Raw genomic sequence first — 15,636 nt, 5'->3', positions numbered from 1 at the left:
TATCTCAATAGAAAATCTAGGGGATCTAGATTATTCCGCTAATAAAGCAGTAAGCATGCCGCTGTATTTCGCTGCTTGCTTATCTTCTTTTAAGCGCTCCGCACGAATGATAGCTCTGAAGTCCATTAGGGCTGCATCAAAGTCGTCATTCACGATCACATAATCATATTCTGCATAGTGAGAAATCTCTGATTTTGCTTCACTCATGCGTTTCGCAATAACTTCGTCGCTGTCTTGACCGCGAACATTCAAACGACGCTCTAGTTCACCATTTGATGGTGGAAGAATGAATACACTCTTCGCTTGAGGCATTTGTTCACGGATCTGACGAGCACCTTGCCAGTCGATATCTAGGAATACATCGATACCGCGGTTTAGGTTTTCTTCAATCCAAACGCGTGAAGTACCGTAGTAGTTGCCGAACACTTCAGCGTACTCTAGGAATTCACCTTTAGTAATAAGGTCTTCAAAATGATGCTTCTCTACGAAGTGGTAGTGAACACCATTTTCTTCACCAGGGCGCATACCGCGAGTGGTGTGTGAAACAGATACCTTCATTGCGTAGGTTGGATTGGTTTCTAGCATTGCTGAGATCAAGCTCGACTTACCTGCGCCACTAGGTGCAGATACGATGTAAAGAGTACCTTTGCCCATCTGTATATTTCCACTGTTGGTTGGATTGAGTGAAGGCAATAAACCTACACTTTAAAAGATAGCACTGACTCTAATTTTTGTTCCGATGGCGCATCTACTAATTGTGCCGTTGGTTACGTCTATAAAGAGATAACGAGTAAAACTAATAGAAGCAACTGGTGAAAATTAGGTCAGAAAAATGGAGGCGAAGAGTAGCATATTTAGATGATTGAGAACAACTGGCTTGATCGTTATTTATCAGCAAATGATCTTCTCAAAGATCTTTGTATAAATGTAATGACTCGTCATCGGTACTTTTTTATGTGATCTGGACAAAATTTGTTGAAGTTTTAATCTCAATCCTTACAATCCGCGCAAACGATTAAATGCTGTATATATCTAGGGTCTGTTGACCTTTCGCGATGGAGTTTTGTTCGAGAAAAAATCGTTTTAGGCGCGGCAAGGAGTTTGTAACCTAGCATTCTAAGTAAAGATTCCTTAACAAAGCATAAAACGATTTTAGCCGAACCCTTCGGGCAGCGTTTGTTGGTGATTTCTACTGCGTTATCGACTTCTTATGTAGGCTAGCTACACATCAAAGTCTCTGCCTTGTAGAAAACCCCAACAACTCGCTGCAAAAATCATCTCGAAGGGCCAACAGACCCTACTAGACTAGATGTTTCTACTACCGAGCCTACCTTGGTGACTACAGTTTTTAGTGTAGAGACCTCTCTATTCACACAGCATTTGAATCACCAAATTCTTAATTTATTGCATAGGTTTTGTTGTGAGTACCGATTCCACCCTGAAAGCCCAGAACACCTCTGGCTCGCTTGATTCGATGTTTAAAATCACTGAAAGAAAAACCACGATTGGCACTGAGCTGTATGCGGGTTTCATTACTTTCTTGGCGATGAGTTACATTCTGGCGGTTAACCCAGCAATTTTGGGTGATATTCCAGGCATGGACAAAGGTGCCGTGTTTACTGCAACGGCTCTGTCTGCGGCAATCGCAACCCTAATTATGGGCATTTGGGGCAACTACCCTGTAATGCTAGCGCCGGGCATGAGTATGAACGGCTTTTTCAAAGGTCTGCTGTTAAGTGGATCTGTTGCCGTGCTTTGGAATGAAGCGCTGTTCGGTATCTTCCTATCTGGTATTTTGTACCTTGCGTTCTCATTGACCAATATTCGTAAATCGATGATTGAATCGATTCCTGAAGATTTGAAGTTGGCGATTACCGTGTCTCTCGGACTGTTCATTGCTTTCTTAGGTCTTAAGAATGCGGGCATCATCGTTTCTAACCCATTCGTATTGGTAGGCTTAGGCGACATTTCTGATCCAAAAGTGATCATCGCTTACGTGAGCATCTTCATCGCACTGGGTTGTATGGTTCGTGACATCAAGCTAGCAACGTTCATCTCATTCGTTTCTGCTATCGTGTTGACGATTCTTGCTGACGTCTTCATGGGCACTTCAAACGCACCAATCCCAGAGCAGTTCATTGCTATGCCACCAAGCATGGCTGGCAGCTTCGGCGCTATCTTCGATTTCTCTGCTTTCACGCCAGAGAAAATGTTCGACCTACTGTTCATCGTACTTATCTTCTTGATTGTCGATTTCTTTGATGGCTTGAGCACCATTGTCGGCGTTGGCCGTGATGCGGGCATCATCGATAAAGACGGTAAGGTGCCAAACGCGAAATCGGCTCTAGTAGCAGATGCGGGCGGTACTGTGATTGGTTCAATTCTTGGTACCACATCGATCACTGCTTTCTCTGAGTCTGGCATCGCTTCTTCTCAAGGTGCAAAAACGGGTTTGGCAGCAGTCATGGTGGCTGGTCTGTTCCTAATCTCGCTATTCCTATACCCAATCTTCTCTATCTTCTCGGCTGCAATGGTTGCACCGGCGATGGTAGTAGTCGGCATCTACATGGTAGGTCGTCTTGGTCAGATCAACTGGGAAAAGAAAGAGTCACGCATTGCAGCCTTCTTTACCATCATGTTCACAGTGCTAAGCTTCTCTCCAGCGAACGGTATGGCGATGGGCTTCATCAGCTACGCATTCACAATGGTTGTCGCAGGTAAGCGCAAAGAAGTACACCCGCTTATCTACGGACTGTGTGTGGTGTTCTTAACTTACCTGATTCTGCTTTAAGGCTAATTAGTCACTAAGAAGTCGCTAAGTAAAAGACAAACAGATGGCTCTGCAGTGAATGCGGGGCCATTTTTGTATTTGTTGCTTTTTACCGTTGCTTCTTAATGTTGGTTACCGATGAGTTGATGGCGTTAGCCTAAAGTCGGTGCTTTGACAGTACGCGACTTATATTGATGCATGCTATTGTAGAGACTGGATTAATTATTTTTTGAAGAGTGACTATGCCTTCTCACTTACCTAAATCTTTTAGTAAGCCGTTTTTAAAAGTATTCCACATTATGGAAGCGGTATTGCTGGTGGCGATCACGCTCGCGACCTTGTTTGCGATGGTCGAAGAGTTCATGCATGTCTTCGCTGAACGCCGAGTGCAATTGACCGACATTCTGCTGATGTTTATCTATTTAGAAGTGTTGGCGATGGTTCAGCAGTTTGTGATGAACGGTAAGATCCCAGTGCGATACCCAATCTATATCGCGATGATGGCGATTGCTCGTTACATCACTTTGGGCATGAAAGAACTCGATGCGGTATTGATCGTTTGGTTATCTTTAGCGGCATTTATCTTAGCAGCAGCAACTCTGTTGATTCGAGTCGGTCACCATTACTGGCCATATGTCGATCTCAGAACTAAGCAGCCGGACGAGTAAATTTTTTGAGATCAAAGTCTTACAAATCAAGCCCGGCGACCTAGCTGGGCTTGAATTCAAGCCAACCGAACAAAAAAACATCAAATTGTCCAAATAACGCTTTACAAGCAGGCTCAGATCACCAAGAATGGCGTCGCTCTGTTCTCAGGGTTATTAAATGAAACATCCAGTTGTAAAGTAGAACCCTTAGTATTGCTTCATTGTTATTCTCAGTGTTTCCCTTAGCTTCATAGATACATTAAATAATTCAAGCTTTCAGCGCATCGCACTTTTGGCGATTAATTTTTTATTTTTATATAAGGGACACATCATGTCTAACAAAGTAAACGGCGTAGTAAAATGGTTTAACGAAGAGAAAGGCTTCGGTTTCCTAACTCAAGACAACGGCGGCGCTGACGTATTCGTACACTTCCGTGCAATCGCTTCTGAAGGTTTCAAGACTCTTAAAGAAGGCCAACAAGTGTCTTTCGAAGTAGAGCAAGGCCAAAAAGGTCTTCAAGCTGCAAACGTTGTAGCTCTATAAGATTTTAAGTCGGCGCAGGTTGCAACAGCAACTTGCGTCACTTTCTCTCTCAAATTTGTTTCCCCCCTCAGTTTTACCACAACACTCTTCTCCATTAGCAATACCCTCTCTAAGTATTCAAAAATCCTGTTTTACGTCCGTTATCTCGTTCTAACTATCGTTGTATCTGTTCTTTGCTCTAACTCAACCTTCTACGTAACAACCAGTCACTTGCTCATCCTGATTACTATTACTGTATCCATAAAAAAAAGCCCCTAAAATTAGGAGCTCCTTTTGATCTAATCAACACTGATTAAGCTGATTATTCTTTATCGTGTACAGCTTACAGACTGTTATTCAATGTTCTGAATTTGCTCACGCATCTGTTCGATAAGAACCTTAAGCTCTACGCCTGATGCTGTGATGTCTGTGCTGATAGACTTAGACGCTAGCGTGTTTGACTCACGGTTGAACTCTTGCATCATGAAGTCTAGCTTACGGCCACAAGCGCCACCTTTCTTCAGTACTGCATTTGCTTCTTTCACGTGAGAATCTAGACGGTCTAGCTCTTCTGCTACGTCTGACTTCTGCGCAAGTAGGATAAGCTCTTGCTCAACACGAGAACCTTCCAGTTCGATTTTCGCATCTTCAAATTTGGTAAGAAGACGCTCACGTTGCCACTCTAGGATCTCAGGCATGCGTGCACGAACTTTCACTACTTCTTCAGTGATTGCATCTAAGCGCTGTACGATTAGCGCCTTCATGTTCTCACCTTCACGAGCACGAGCATCAATGAACTCTGCGATAGCATCGTTGAATGCTTCAAGTAGGTCTTTGTTGATGGCATCCATGTCTTGCTCTGGCGTTTCCATCACACCAGGCCAGTTCATGACTTGGAATGGGTTCAAACGGCTCTCTTCGCCAGTCATCGTCATTACTTGGTTCGCCGCATTGATTACTTGCTGAGCCAAACCTTCGTTAATGCTTAGTTCGCCCTTTGCAGCAGGGTTTGCTTCAAAGCGTAGGTTACATTCAACCTTACCGCGCGCTAGACGCTTACGGAAACGCTCACGCAAGATTGGCTCTAAACCACGGAACTGTTCAGGCATACGGAAGTAAGTTTCTAGGTAGCGTTGGTTTACACTACGGATTTCCCATACTGCGCTGCCCCAATCGCCTTTTACTTCTTTGCGTGCGTACGCGGTCATACTATAAATCATCGAATTTTCCTGTCTTTTATCATTCTGAAAATAACGCGCACGCATAGTATCACGATATGGTGTGCTCTCGAAGCCTGTCGCTTTTCACTGTAAATAGCCTTTCGTGATAAATAGCTTTGAACGGTAAATAGCTTTGCACGATAAACTGCTATATAATCTTGCCCCAATCAAAACTGTCTCACCCCTTTCTTAGGTGATGCACTCTTTCGATAGTAAATCACTTCAGACTGTTAATAAGGTAGATACCAATGCGTCCAAATGACCGCGCTGTAGATCAAATTCGTCCAATTAAAATTACTCGTAACTACACAGCTTATGCTGAAGGTTCTGTATTAGTTGAGTTCGGCAACACTAAAGTTCTATGTAATGCGACGGTAGAAGAAAACGTACCGCGTTGGTTAAAAGGCCAAGGAAAGGGTTGGGTAACGGCTGAATACGGCATGCTGCCACGTGCAACGCACACTCGTAACCGTCGTGAAGCGGCGAGCGGCAAGCAAGGTGGTCGTACGATGGAAATCCAACGTCTGATCGCTCGTAGCCTACGTGCTGTTGTTGACCTGAAAGTAATGGGTGAAATTATGATCACTGTCGATTGTGATGTTATCCAAGCAGACGGCGGTACTCGTACTGCTTCTATCTCAGGTGCAAGCGTTGCAATGGCTGATGCTATCAACAGCCTACTAGCAAGCGGCAAACTGAAAAAGAATCCAATGAAAGGCCACGTAGCGGCAGTTTCAGTGGGCATCGTTGGTGCACAAGCACTGTGTGACCTTGAGTACGTTGAAGACTCAGCAGCCGATACCGACATGAACGTTGTAATGACGGAAGACGGCAAGATGATTGAGATTCAAGGCACTGCAGAAGGTGAACCGTTCAGCCACGAAGAGCTGATGCAGCTTTTAGCCCTGGCGAATAAGGGTATTGCTGATATTGTTGAAGCGCAGAAGTCGGCGTTAGCAGAATAGTTTTTAGATAGCTCCTTTTTTAAGGGGCTATTTTTTTGTCTGTAAAACTCGAAAGAGTAGTACAGAGCGTAAGTTAAGTTTTATTGAATAAACGTAGAGGAAAAACATGAAAGCATATCAACGTGAATTTATTGAATTTGCACTAGAGAAAGAAGTACTTAAGTTTGGTGAGTTTACTTTAAAGTCTGGCCGCAAGAGCCCTTACTTCTTCAATGCTGGATTGTTTAATACAGGTCGTGACCTAGCACGCTTAGGTCGCTTCTACGCAGCAGCATTGGCCGATTCAGGTATTGAGTTCGATGTACTATTTGGCCCTGCATACAAAGGCATCCCAATCGCAACAACAACAGCGGTTGCACTTGCCGATCACCACGATGTGGACACGCCTTACTGCTTTAACCGTAAAGAAGCGAAAAACCACGGTGAAGGCGGCAACCTTGTCGGTAGCGCACTGGAAGGCCGTATCATGCTGGTAGACGATGTGATCACTGCAGGTACTGCGATTCGTGAGTCGATGGAAATCATCCAAGCAAATGGCGCTGATTTAGCGGGCGTGCTTGTTGCTATCGACCGTCAAGAGAAGGGCAAAGGCGAGCTGTCTGCAATTCAAGAAGTTGAGCGTGACTTTGGTTGTGCAATCATCTCAATCGTTAGCCTGACTGACTTGGTGACTTTCCTTGAAGAAAAAGGCACAGACGCAGCACACCTAGAGTCAGTAAAAGCGTACCGCGCTCAATACGGAATCTAATTCTTGAAGCGTCGAACCTAACGGTTTAGCGTTCTAAGTTTAGAATCGAAAAATCAAAAAGGCCCGAGAGATAAATATCTTTCGGGCCTTTTACTTTTCTATTGAAGTGAGCTGTTTTCTTATCTAAGAAATAGTCGCTCTATTTGTAGCGGCTACTCTATTTATAACGAATGCCGCGTTCAGCTTCTGGATCTTCCATGGTCTTGAAGCGTTTGTGTAGCCACATCCACTGTTCTGGTGCTCTTAAGATAATCTTCTCAAGATAGCTGTTCATGTAGGCAGCGGCGGCTTTCTCATCTTTTTGTGGATAGTTATCTTCAATTGACTCGTCGGCCATGATTTCATACTTGCCGTCGGCATTTCTAAAACCTGAACCCGGAACAAGTGCGCATCGGCTGGTGTACGCAAGAATGCTGGTACCTGTGGTAGTACACGCATCTTCTACCGCGAAGAAAGGCACAAACACTGCTTTGTTACGGCCGTAATCATGATCCGGAAGGTAGAAAAGGATCTCACCCTGACGCAGGATTCGAATCATACGCTTCACGTCTTTACGGTGAATCAGGCGGTTGCCGTTTTGAGTACGACCACGGTATTGAATGAATTCATAAGCCGGATTGTTGTGCGGGCGATAAACACCTAAACCTGAAATACCGAGAACAGCCATTGCTCGCGCAGTGATCTCTAGGTTCAAGGCATGCACACAACACAGCAGAACACCTTTGCCGTTGGCTTTATGTGTACGCAGCATTTGAGTGTCTTTATCTACTAGGATTCGCTTGAAACGCCACGTCGGCCAAAACCAGGTAATACCGGTTTCGATCAGTGCCATACCGGTGTTCTTGAAGTTCTCACTGACCATTGCTGCAACTTCGTCTGCTGGCTTGGCTGGGAAGGCGAGCTCCAAGTTACGTGTTGCTACCGCGACGCGCTTTTTACCATAGCGAGCACCCAAAGAGCCTAACGATCGGCCTAACAGCAGTAAGAGGCGATAAGGGAGAACGTTAACAATAAGCGCCAATAACCCAAAACCAAACCATACACCCCAATATTTAGGGTGAAGTAGAGCTAGAGTAAAAGGCGGCTTAGTAATCACGTGTTGTGCAGTGCTGTTTGTCGGAGAAGTTTTCGTCGTCATAACCATCACTTAAGATTTGATTGCCACTTAATTTGATTGCTACTTAATCTGAGCGCTTAGCAGTGCCCAATAAGCATCAAAGTTTTCTGTTGGTTGATATTTGAAGTCTGAGCGAACAAATCGATTCAAGCTGCCTTCAACTTGACCGAGCAGTTGAGCGGCTAAGATTTTCTCATCAACCGGGAATGATTTCCCTTCACGAAGCTTTCTTTCACGCAGGATCTGGCGAAGTTGCGTCTCAATGCGTTCGAAAAGTTGGTTGATGCGATCACGCAGGCGTTCATTTTCAAACATTAGAGCATGACCAGATAAAATTCGAGTCAGGCCTGGGTTACGTTCTGAGAAAACTAAGATAAGTTGTAGTACTAGGCGTATGCGCTCTAGCGTGTCTTTCTCTTCATCCAGAATACGGTTGATTCGAGACATCAACGCTTCTTCAATGAACTCGATCAGGCCTTCAAACATGCGGGCTTTGCTTGGGAAGTGGCGGTATAACGCAGCTTCAGAAACACCCACTTGCTTGGCCAACTTTACCGTTGTGATACGAGAAGCACCTTCGGTCGATTCCAACATTTGTGCGAGAGCTTGTAGGATTTCTTCACGACGGTTTGATTTTCGAGTACCAGCCATCTATTTACTTCCTTTCCTAAAGATGAGGATTGAGTGAAGAAGGATTATAAACACCATTCAATTCTGTTTCCTAGTTTTGTAAGCCCTAGGTCAACAGAATCGAGAGGTGTCAGCAGATTATCAGAGCAAATTTGTGCGTTTATACATTAATAAGCTGTTGGATCTGATCGAGGATCTGGAAACCAAGTGTGTCTTTGCTTTCCAGTGGCAGAGATTTATCGCCGCCTTTCCAATAAAGGTGCAGCTCATTGCTATTGCTATTGAAGCCTTGCCCTTCGACTGAGACATCGTTGGCGCAAATCATGTCGAGGTTTTTTCTTTCCAGTTTGCCACGCGCGTATTTCTCAACATCTTGAGTTTCTGCTGCGAAGCCGACAGTAAATGGGCGTCCTTCCGTCATTGAAGCGACAGAAGCGACGATATCTGGATTCTTAACCATTTGAATGGTCATGTCGTCTTTACCGTCGACCTTTTTAAGCTTTTGGTCTGCAATGGTCTCAGGGCGGTAATCGGCAACTGCGGCGCAGCTGATGAAAATATCGTGTTGAGAAGCGTTAGCAGTAACGGCATCAAACATCTGTTGTGCGCTGTCGACATCAATACGATTAACTTTATTTGGCGTTGCTAATGAAACAGGGCCGCTGATTAGAGTCACTGTTGCGCCTTGTTTCGCGGCTGCTTCAGCCAGTGCATAGCCCATCTTGCCCGAGCTGTGGTTGGTAATGTAACGCACCGGGTCAATCGCTTCACGAGTCGGCCCTGCAGTAATAAGCACAGAACGGCCAGCAAGTGGCTTAGGTTGGAAGAAGTCTTCACAGCGATGCACGAGCTGCATTGGCTCTAACATACGACCCATACCGACATCACCACACGCTTGCTCGCCAGCCGCTGGCCCCCAAACTTCACAACCACGACGTTTTAGTGTCGCAATGTTCTCTTGAGTCGCAGGGTGGCTGTACATTTGTTGGTTCATTGCCGGAGATACCGCAACTGGCGCATCGGTTGCTAAAACCAAAGTGGTCAGTAGGTCGTTACCCATGCCCGCTGTCATACGAGCAATCAGGTCTGCGGTTGCTGGCGCTAGTAATACTAAGTCAGCCCACTTTGCGAGCTCAATGTGGCCCATGGAAGCCTCAGCAGCAGGATCAAGCAAACTATCAGACACTGGCCTGCCAGAGACGGCTTGCATGGTGAGAGGAGTAATGAACTCCTTGGCTGCATTTGTCATCACGACTTGTACTTGCGCCCCACGTTCAATTAAGCGTCGAGTCAGTTCGGCACATTTATACGCAGCGATACCACCACTAATGCCAAGTAGGATTTTTTTCCCAGCTAGGCCTTGTAGGTCAGCGTTATCCAGTTGATTAACCAATGTTTGCATGATTCTGTTCCTTAATTTCTCTGGGACTTACGATATCAGAACAAAGGATTAGTGCCTAGAAGCAGAATTAGAACAGATTTGACGCTCATCAAGTTGGTGTTATCAAACTTATCAATTACACGGTTTTGCTAGTGACTCGTTTCCTTTTATCTCTACCGAAGGATCTCCGATTACGATCTCATTAAGGTGGTGGATCGTGTTCATGACTAGTGATTAGCTTTTATATGCCAATAGATAAAATGCCTGCCGAATCGATGCCGAGAGAAAAGCTATTAAATAGAGGGCCTGATTCTTTGAGTGATGCTGAACTGCTCGCGATATTCCTGCGAACAGGGACACAAGGAATGAACGTCTTGGAACTCGCTGACAAGTTGATCAAAGACTTTGGCTCACTCCGTCATCTTTTTTCAGCAACACAGGAAGAGTTTTGTGCTCATAAAGGGATGGGGCAGGCCAAGTATGTTCAATTGCAGGCTGTATTAGAGATGACGCAGCGTTATCTAGCAGAGACTTTATCTCGTGGAGATGCGCTTACGAGCCCTAGCCATACTAAGCTTTATCTTTCGAGCATGTTGCGTGATCGCCAGCGAGAAGCCTTCTATATATTGTTCCTCGATAACCAAAATAGGGTAATAAAGGACGAGGTGATGTTTGAAGGAACCATCGATGCCGCATCGGTTTACCCGCGGGAAGTGGTTAAACGGGCACTTCATCATAATGCGGCGGCATTAATCTTAGCTCATAACCATCCTTCAGGTGTTGCTGAGCCCAGCCAAGCGGATAGGCGGATTACACGCCGATTAACCGACGCATTAGCGCTGGTGGACATCCGAGTTCTCGACCATTTTGTCGTTGGAGATGGCGAAGTTGTCTCTTTTGCAGAGCGTGGATGGATTTGAATCACATTTTAGGTTGTTAGTTGCGTTAAATCTGCTATTATTCCGCCCACATTTTTAGACCTAAAATCAGCTCTGATTACTCAAGCAAGCTGCGCTGCACAAAAAAAGATCACGAAATCCGTAAAAAGGATCTGTTCGGGTCTTGAGCAATGCGTGTCAAGTTAGTATAATGCGCGACCTTTGATAGCCTTGTATGGATTTTCCATAACGGTTTTTACCTTCTATTTTAATTGATAGAGAGGTTCGGCCACCAAGGTTGATATCGAGCTGAAACGATTGGAGAAGACATTCATGTCCCGAGTATGCCAAGTAACTGGTAAGCGTCCAGTAACGGGTAACAACCGTTCACACGCACGCAATGCTACTAAGCGCCGTTTTCTGCCGAACCTACAAACTCATCGTTTCTGGGTAGAGAGCGAAAAACGTTTTGTTAAACTACGTCTAACTGCTAAAGGCATGCGTATCATTGATAAGAAAGGCATCGATGCTGTTCTTGTTGATATCCGTGCACGTGGCGAAAACGTTTAAGAGGAATTAAGCAATGGCTAAAGGCATTCGTGAGAAAATTCGTCTAGTATCTTCTGCAGGTACTGGTCACTTCTACACAACTGATAAGAACAAGCGTAACATGCCAGGCAAATTTGAGATCAAAAAGTTTGATCCAGTAGTTCGCCAACACGTTATGTACAAAGAAGCTAAAATCAAGTAATTGATGCTTTTTTTGCTCTTCTTCAGTAGAAGAAAGAATTGAAAAACCCAGTTTAATCGCTGGGTTTTTTTATATCTAAAATTTGAGGAACTCAATTATTCTTGCTTGATATAGCCTCTGATAGATAGAAATCTGTACAACATAGAAAGTATTGCCACTTTCACGATATACTGAATGTTCAATAGGTTAGATGAGCAGAATCAGATGAGATATCGTGGACGCCGGTGGAACAACATACTCATGTTCAGTGTGATCGCTTTTATTGGCGTGTTAAACCTTCCAACATTGATCAAAGCGTACCTTATCGAGCCTGAACCGCAGGTTGATAGCCCTTATCCTTATCTCCTGAACCCAACAGCAAAGCTTCAAGCGTTACACTTTGCTAAGTGGTCTGTCATTCAACAAGATAATCAATGGGTTTACCAGTTCGAAGATACTGACTTTCCTCAAGCCACCAATGCACAAGAGCTGTCACAACGTTGGAAAGAGCTTGTGGGCACGGAAGTCGACTCACAGACCTACACAGACCTTACGCCTCGGTTAAATACACCACACACCATCGAAGTATGGTATCAAGACCAAGAAGAGCCCCAGCGTATTACCTATTATCAATTGCCTGAGTTCTGGTTGTTAAAAAACTGGAATGATCAGTGGTTGGCGGTGTCTATTGAAGAGAGCTACCTGTTTCCAAGCTTTAACGCTAACCACTCATCTAAATCGGACGACTAACTATGCCTGAATTACCCGAAGTCGAAGTAAGCAGAATGGGGATCTCGCTTCATTTAGTCGGTGAGACCATTAAAACTCTTACTTTTCGCACGCCCAAGCTGCGTTGGGATATCCCACAAGAGTTAAAAGCATTAGAAGGGCAGATGATTCGCTCCATCTCGCGCCGTGCAAAGTACCTATTGATTGAAACGGATACTGGCACTGCCATTGTTCACCTTGGTATGTCTGGCTCACTACGCGTATTAGACGCTGACTTTCCAGCAGCCAAGCACGATCACGTGGATCTTAAGCTCACTAATGGAAAAGTACTACGCTACAACGACCCTCGCCGCTTTGGCGCTTGGTTGTGGTCGGCGCCTGATGAAGTCCACTCTGTGTTGCTTGGTTCTGGTCCTGAGCCGTTAACGGACGACTTTAACGCTGATTACATCGCTGAGAAAGCAGAAAAGCGTAAAGTCGCAGTCAAGCAGTTCATCATGGACAACAAAGTAGTGGTCGGTGTCGGGAATATCTACGCTAACGAAGCCTTGTTCTCTGCAAAAATCCACCCGTTACGATCGGCAAACAAAGTGACCAAAGCCGAATGGATCTTGTTAACCGATGAGATCAAACAAGTACTTGCTACTGCTATTAAACAAGGTGGCACTACACTAAAAGACTTCGCTCAAGCAGATGGTAAACCAGGATACTTCGCACAAGAGCTACAAGTTTATGGAAAAGCAGGCGAAAAGTGCCCTAATTGTGAAGCTCTTATTCAAGAATTGAAAATAGGGCAAAGAAATACGTTTTTTTGCAGTGAGTGTCAAAAGTAGACACTTCAGATGAGAAAGGGCAAAGTTACATTTGCCCTGATTTATTGAAGTATTTCTGTGCGACCAGAAGTGAGATCAGACGTTCTCGCTTTTGGTCTCTAAATTGGTCTACCCACTGGTTAGCGTTTTTTATAATCTGCTCTGCTTCATCAGGGTGTTTATCGTAATATTCCATTTTTTCAATTAGATCAGAGAAGTCTTCTTTTACTTCTACGAAATGGATTCCTGGTTTGAGTTTTCCTTCCATAAACCAAGTTTCGTATCTTAGCTTAGTGGTAATACAGAGAGAATTTGAAGACATAATCCATTTTAAGTTTGTAGCAACATCTTTTCCTTCAAGACTGAGGATGTAGCGATATTCAAGTTGTTGAGCTATGGTCATTGGAGAGATTAGATATTTTCGTTGCTCTCCTTGCGCTATATGTGCATCTACTCGTCCAATATTGCATTTTGGGTGTTCGAAATGTTTTTTTAATAGCGCTCTGCGGTTAGGGCGAAAACCAGCCCCACGCCAAACTACCATATTCTTCTTACTTCTATATGATTTATCTTTATCTATAAAAATATAGTGTCTGATTGCGTTGAGCTTGAGGATGATCGAGTTATTATTGTCTCCTTCGATCGGACGACTCTTTAAAAAACTAGGTTCTTTGGGGACTGTAGTTACATCACCATTAACATAGTTAAACGCATATTTACTGGGAAAAGCTTTAACGACTTTGAGTAAATCATAGTAATAAGTTGTGCCACCTGTCTTCGTGAAGTTTTGTACGAGTGTTGAGTTTGTTTCAGAAAACTTAAAGTTGGATTGAAGTTTACAATAATAATCAACGCGTTGTTGAATATAATTTTGATCGTATTTACATACAGAATCTAAAGTTTTTTTTGCGTATTGGCGAAAAACAACAGCAGGTAAAATAGTAAATAAACTATTTGATAAGTAATACTTTAATTTTCTCATGACTTTAGCTTGTGTAAGAGAGCTTGATTAACAGGGGAAGGTACAAATTGAGCGACATTTCCTTTATGTATTGCAACTTCTCGGACGATTGTTGATGAAAGAAATGCATACTCTTCACTTGGGGTTAAGAAAATACTTTCAAGCTCAGGAAGGAGCTTTCTATACATACTAGTTAAACCAAACTCATACTCAAAGTCCATAGTAGTGCGTAAGCCTCGAATTAGAATATTTGCTTCTTGCTCTCTCGCGAAATCTACTAGTAAACCACTAAAGCCAACAACAGAGACATTTGTGAGATGCTTACATGACTTTTGAACTAGATTTACTCTCTCATTTAGGCTAAACATGGTTTTTTTTGACGGGCTTGCGGCTACGCCTATAACTAGAGACTCAAACATGCCAGATGTGCGCTCGATAATATCAAGGTGTCCATTGGTTAAGGGGTCAAAAGTTCCTGGGTAAATTACATGTTTCATTTTTTTACCTTTTTATAAATATTTTCGTATTTCTTAGCTGCTGAGCCAATATCAAAAATTTTTATTTTCTCTTGCCCACCGGTTATTAGCGTTGCTTGAAGACTTACACTTTGTTCAATTTTCACAATGGCATTTGCTAAAGCTATCGGATCATCTGTATCTATGAGTAAGCCGCTTGAACCATGAGTTATTATATCTGGTATCCCTCCTGTATTTGTAGCAATTACAGGTAGTCCAGCTTTAATACCTTCCAAGATAACAGATCCTAAACCTTCACTATGTGATGGGTGTATCTGTAATTGGGCGGCTGCAAACCAATCTCCCATGTTCGATTGTTTACCTTCAAAGCTGATATTCGTGGCGCCATTAGCTAGCCTCTCCAAATCATCTCGTTCCTTTCCATCACCGAGAAGCGCAAGGTGTATATGAGCATGGGTCTCAGGTAGCTGTTTCATTGCTTTTATAGACACATCAAACGCCTTGTGTTTAACCATGTTTGCAGCATGGATAATCAGAAACTTATTTTCAAATCTTTGCTTTAACTTTTCAAGGTCCCGGTCATTTACATCGTAACTGACCGGAGAACTTGCAATTTTACTAATGTTTTTATGAGGATATTTATCTTTGATCTCGTTAACTATCTCTGAACTTAGACCTACAATCGAAGAAGCTCTTGAGTAGGCTAGATTTGCGAAGAACCTTTTCTTAAGAGAGTTGTCAATTCGACGTGTAATTATATATGGGATTTTATAGAGCATGCTTTGAATTAACGCCCAATAGATAGCCCTTCCTTCATGCACATGAATCAGTTCACAGCCGTCAGTAATAGATCTAGAATGCTCTTTAAGGTAGTGTGTTGACGGCACCAATTTACAGCTTAGTTGACTAACTGCGGTATAAAAAGGACTAGTGGGGTTAGCAACTATCGTAAGCGAGTAGCCTAGCTCTATTTGATGTTTGATCAAAGTGAGAGTTTGGTTTTCTCCTCCATGATAGCCTGACGCTAAATTTACGTGACAAATATGCAT

18 protein-coding genes are annotated in these 15,636 nt (G+C 43.6%); 10 read left to right on the top strand and 8 right to left on the bottom strand.

Features of this window, described 5'->3' with window-relative positions; all coding sequences use genetic code 11:
* Positions 1-30 precede the first annotated feature (30 nt).
* Positions 31-654, bottom strand: coding sequence for a guanylate kinase (gene gmk / locus AB4209_RS07040; protein WP_017062466.1), 624 nt, complete (start codon positions 652-654; stop codon positions 31-33).
* A 766-nt stretch (positions 655-1,420) separates the two neighbouring features.
* Here gmk and AB4209_RS07035 point away from each other — a divergent pair.
* From AB4209_RS07035 to AB4209_RS07025, 3 genes are all read left to right on the top strand, one after another.
* On the top strand, positions 1,421-2,791 hold the full coding sequence (locus AB4209_RS07035; protein WP_017062465.1) for an NCS2 family permease: 1,371 nt from the start codon (positions 1,421-1,423) through the stop codon (positions 2,789-2,791).
* A gap of 221 nt (positions 2,792-3,012) precedes the next feature.
* Positions 3,013-3,438, top strand: coding sequence for a phosphate-starvation-inducible protein PsiE (locus tag AB4209_RS07030; RefSeq protein WP_017062464.1), 426 nt, complete (start codon positions 3,013-3,015; stop codon positions 3,436-3,438).
* Positions 3,439-3,748: 310 nt separating this feature from the next.
* Entirely contained in the window at positions 3,749-3,961 is a 213-nt protein-coding gene (locus AB4209_RS07025; RefSeq protein WP_017071067.1) for a cold-shock protein, read from the top strand.
* Between the two features lie 332 nt (positions 3,962-4,293).
* Here the strand turns inward: AB4209_RS07025 and AB4209_RS07020 are convergent, their stop codons facing one another.
* On the bottom strand, positions 4,294-5,160 hold the full coding sequence (locus tag AB4209_RS07020) for a YicC/YloC family endoribonuclease (RefSeq protein ID WP_017063084.1): 867 nt from the start codon (positions 5,158-5,160) through the stop codon (positions 4,294-4,296).
* A 248-nt stretch (positions 5,161-5,408) separates the two neighbouring features.
* Here AB4209_RS07020 and rph point away from each other — a divergent pair, with 248 nt between their 5' ends.
* Positions 5,409-6,125 carry a ribonuclease PH gene (rph, locus tag AB4209_RS07015; protein ID WP_019826449.1) on the top strand — a complete coding sequence of 239 codons (717 nt, stop codon included), beginning with the start codon at positions 5,409-5,411 and terminating at the stop codon, positions 6,123-6,125.
* 106 nt (positions 6,126-6,231) lie between these two features.
* On the top strand, positions 6,232-6,873 hold the full coding sequence (gene pyrE, locus AB4209_RS07010; RefSeq protein ID WP_017059267.1) for an orotate phosphoribosyltransferase: 642 nt from the start codon (positions 6,232-6,234) through the stop codon (positions 6,871-6,873).
* A 157-nt stretch (positions 6,874-7,030) separates the two neighbouring features.
* Here the strand turns inward: pyrE and lpxL are convergent, their stop codons facing one another.
* The 3 genes from lpxL to coaBC form a co-directional block, all read right to left on the bottom strand.
* Positions 7,031-8,011, bottom strand: coding sequence for an LpxL/LpxP family Kdo(2)-lipid IV(A) lauroyl/palmitoleoyl acyltransferase (lpxL, locus tag AB4209_RS07005; RefSeq protein ID WP_372055305.1), 981 nt, complete (start codon positions 8,009-8,011; stop codon positions 7,031-7,033).
* A 39-nt stretch (positions 8,012-8,050) separates the two neighbouring features.
* Complete coding sequence (slmA, locus tag AB4209_RS07000; RefSeq protein ID WP_004741428.1) at positions 8,051-8,641, bottom strand: nucleoid occlusion factor SlmA; 591 nt, start codon at positions 8,639-8,641, stop codon at positions 8,051-8,053.
* 139 nt (positions 8,642-8,780) lie between these two features.
* The gene (gene coaBC / locus AB4209_RS06995; protein ID WP_372055303.1) at positions 8,781-10,022 is read right to left on the bottom strand and encodes a bifunctional phosphopantothenoylcysteine decarboxylase/phosphopantothenate--cysteine ligase CoaBC; all 1,242 of its coding nucleotides are present in this window, start codon (positions 10,020-10,022) and stop codon (positions 8,781-8,783) included.
* Between the two features lie 224 nt (positions 10,023-10,246).
* Between coaBC and radC the strand changes: the two genes are divergently transcribed.
* The 5 genes from radC to mutM all read left to right on the top strand — a co-directional run bounded on the left by radC (position 10,247) and on the right by mutM (position 13,171).
* On the top strand, positions 10,247-10,921 hold the full coding sequence (radC, locus tag AB4209_RS06990) for a DNA repair protein RadC (protein WP_059021905.1): 675 nt from the start codon (positions 10,247-10,249) through the stop codon (positions 10,919-10,921).
* Positions 10,922-11,212: 291 nt separating this feature from the next.
* Positions 11,213-11,449: a 50S ribosomal protein L28 gene (gene rpmB, locus AB4209_RS06985; RefSeq protein WP_004728407.1), complete on the top strand. Its 237-nt coding sequence runs from the start codon at positions 11,213-11,215 to the stop codon at positions 11,447-11,449.
* A 13-nt stretch (positions 11,450-11,462) separates the two neighbouring features.
* The gene (rpmG, locus tag AB4209_RS06980) at positions 11,463-11,630 is read left to right on the top strand and encodes a 50S ribosomal protein L33 (protein ID WP_002535344.1); all 168 of its coding nucleotides are present in this window, start codon (positions 11,463-11,465) and stop codon (positions 11,628-11,630) included.
* A 204-nt stretch (positions 11,631-11,834) separates the two neighbouring features.
* A complete protein-coding gene (locus tag AB4209_RS06975; RefSeq protein ID WP_032546317.1) occupies positions 11,835-12,359 on the top strand; it encodes a hypothetical protein in 525 nt (174 codons plus the stop codon).
* Positions 12,360-12,361: 2 nt separating this feature from the next.
* On the top strand, positions 12,362-13,171 hold the full coding sequence (mutM, locus tag AB4209_RS06970) for a bifunctional DNA-formamidopyrimidine glycosylase/DNA-(apurinic or apyrimidinic site) lyase (protein WP_372055301.1): 810 nt from the start codon (positions 12,362-12,364) through the stop codon (positions 13,169-13,171).
* Between the two features lie 25 nt (positions 13,172-13,196).
* On the opposite strand, the gene AB4209_RS06965 is transcribed toward mutM, so the two are convergent.
* From AB4209_RS06965 to AB4209_RS06955, 3 genes are read right to left on the bottom strand one after another with little or no spacing between them, the layout of a single operon-like run.
* Positions 13,197-14,132: a glycosyl transferase family 90 gene (locus AB4209_RS06965; protein WP_372055299.1), complete on the bottom strand. Its 936-nt coding sequence runs from the start codon at positions 14,130-14,132 to the stop codon at positions 13,197-13,199.
* Positions 14,129-14,608 (bottom strand): pantetheine-phosphate adenylyltransferase, encoded by a 480-nt coding sequence (gene coaD / locus AB4209_RS06960; protein ID WP_372055297.1) that lies wholly within the window; start codon positions 14,606-14,608, stop codon positions 14,129-14,131. The genes AB4209_RS06965 and coaD overlap by 4 nt, the downstream gene beginning before the upstream one ends.
* Positions 14,605-15,636, bottom strand: coding sequence for a glycosyltransferase family 4 protein (locus AB4209_RS06955; protein WP_372055295.1), 1,032 nt, complete (start codon positions 15,634-15,636; stop codon positions 14,605-14,607). Before AB4209_RS06955 ends, coaD begins: the two co-directional genes overlap by 4 nt.

It is taken from the genome of Vibrio sp. 10N.286.48.C11, from assembly GCF_041469805.1.
Classification (GTDB): Bacteria; Pseudomonadota; Gammaproteobacteria; order Enterobacterales; family Vibrionaceae; genus Vibrio; species Vibrio crassostreae_C.
The sequence above is the reverse complement of the archived record's forward strand: the minus strand, read 5'-3'. Positions and strand labels throughout refer to the sequence as shown.

Excerpts from the sequence above, each read along its gene's own strand:
- radC (WP_059021905.1), top strand. The coding sequence starts at position 10,247 with ATGCCAATAGATAAAATGCCTGCCGAATCGATGCCGAGAGAAAAGCTA.
- coaBC (WP_372055303.1), bottom strand. The coding sequence starts at position 10,022 with ATGCAAACATTGGTTAATCAACTGGATAACGCTGACCTACAAGGCCTA.
- rph (WP_019826449.1), top strand. The coding sequence starts at position 5,409 with ATGCGTCCAAATGACCGCGCTGTAGATCAAATTCGTCCAATTAAAATT.
- AB4209_RS06955 (WP_372055295.1), bottom strand. The coding sequence starts at position 15,636 with ATGCATATTTGTCACGTAAATTTAGCGTCAGGCTATCATGGAGGAGAA.
- AB4209_RS06975 (WP_032546317.1), top strand. The coding sequence starts at position 11,835 with ATGAGATATCGTGGACGCCGGTGGAACAACATACTCATGTTCAGTGTG.
- mutM (WP_372055301.1), top strand. The coding sequence starts at position 12,362 with ATGCCTGAATTACCCGAAGTCGAAGTAAGCAGAATGGGGATCTCGCTT.
- AB4209_RS07020 (WP_017063084.1), bottom strand. The coding sequence starts at position 5,160 with ATGATTTATAGTATGACCGCGTACGCACGCAAAGAAGTAAAAGGCGAT.
- AB4209_RS06965 (WP_372055299.1), bottom strand. The coding sequence starts at position 14,132 with ATGAGAAAATTAAAGTATTACTTATCAAATAGTTTATTTACTATTTTA.
- gmk (WP_017062466.1), bottom strand. The coding sequence starts at position 654 with ATGGGCAAAGGTACTCTTTACATCGTATCTGCACCTAGTGGCGCAGGT.
- rpmB (WP_004728407.1), top strand. The coding sequence starts at position 11,213 with ATGTCCCGAGTATGCCAAGTAACTGGTAAGCGTCCAGTAACGGGTAAC.
- slmA (WP_004741428.1), bottom strand. The coding sequence starts at position 8,641 with ATGGCTGGTACTCGAAAATCAAACCGTCGTGAAGAAATCCTACAAGCT.
- lpxL (WP_372055305.1), bottom strand. The coding sequence starts at position 8,011 with ATGACGACGAAAACTTCTCCGACAAACAGCACTGCACAACACGTGATT.
- AB4209_RS07025 (WP_017071067.1), top strand. The coding sequence starts at position 3,749 with ATGTCTAACAAAGTAAACGGCGTAGTAAAATGGTTTAACGAAGAGAAA.
- coaD (WP_372055297.1), bottom strand. The coding sequence starts at position 14,608 with ATGAAACATGTAATTTACCCAGGAACTTTTGACCCCTTAACCAATGGA.
- rpmG (WP_002535344.1), top strand. The coding sequence starts at position 11,463 with ATGGCTAAAGGCATTCGTGAGAAAATTCGTCTAGTATCTTCTGCAGGT.
- pyrE (WP_017059267.1), top strand. The coding sequence starts at position 6,232 with ATGAAAGCATATCAACGTGAATTTATTGAATTTGCACTAGAGAAAGAA.
- AB4209_RS07030 (WP_017062464.1), top strand. The coding sequence starts at position 3,013 with ATGCCTTCTCACTTACCTAAATCTTTTAGTAAGCCGTTTTTAAAAGTA.